Here is a 1052-nt window from a genome sequence, read left to right on the forward strand (position 1 = left end):
GGAAGTCCAGGCGCAAGAGACAAAGGCGACACCATGATCATCGAGATCGGCCATTACGCGCTGGTTCTGGCGCTCGCAACCGCGATCGTCCTGTCGGTCGTGCCGGTGATCGGTGCGCGGCGCGGCGATCAGGCGATGATGGATGTCGCCCCGCTCGGCTCCGTCCTGCTCTTTGCCCTCGTCGCCTTCTCCTTCGGCGTGCTCACCTATGCCCATGTCGTCTCCGACTTCTCGGTGCAGAATGTCTGGGAGAACTCGCATTCGCTGGTGCCGCTGATCTACAAGTACTCAGGCGTCTGGGGCAATCACGAGGGCTCGATGATGCTCTGGCTCTTGATCCTGGCGCTGTTCAGCGCGCTGGTCGCCGTCTTCGGCCGCAACCTGCCCGATACGCTGAAGGCCAATGTTCTCGCCGTCCAGGCCTGGATCTCGGTCGCCTTCATCCTCTTCATCCTSTTGACCTCCAATCCCTTCGTCCGCCTCGATCCGGCCCCCGCCGAAGGCAAGGAYCTSAACCCGGTGCTGCAGGATATCGGSCTSGCCATCCATCCGCCGCTGCTCTACCTCGGTTATGTCGGYTTCTCSGTCTGCTTCTCCTTTGCSGTTGCTGCCCTYCTCGATGGCCGCATCGATGCCGCCTGGGCGCGCTGGGTGCGGCCCTGGACGCTGGCYGCCTGGACCTTCCTGACGCTTGGYATCGCCATGGGCTCCTACTGGGCCTATTACGAACTCGGCTGGGGCGGCTGGTGGTTCTGGGATCCGGTGGAGAATGCCTCCTTCATGCCCTGGCTTGCCGGYACSGCAYTKCTGCACTCYGCGCTSGTCATGGAAAAGCGYGAGGCGCTGAAGATCTGGACGGTGCTGCTGGCGATCCTCACCTTCTCGCTGTCGCTGATGGGCACCTTCCTGGTGCGYTCCGGCGTCCTGACCTCGGTGCATGCCTTTGCCAGCGACCCGAGCCGCGGCGTCTTCATTCTCTGCATCCTCTTGATCTTCATCGGCGGGGCGCTGTCGCTCTTTGCCTTCCGCGCGCCCCTCCTGTCGGCCGGCGG

1 protein-coding gene is annotated in these 1052 nt (G+C 63.8%); it reads left to right on the forward strand.

The window, feature by feature from the left end:
• Positions 1-33: 33 nt before the first annotated feature.
• Positions 34-1052, forward strand: a 1019-nt coding sequence (locus tag AC1DM5_RS36475) for a heme lyase CcmF/NrfE family subunit (RefSeq protein WP_477976934.1), incomplete at its 3' end; no start/stop codon positions are given.

It is taken from the genome of Rhizobium sp. 01T437 (assembly GCF_056398505.1).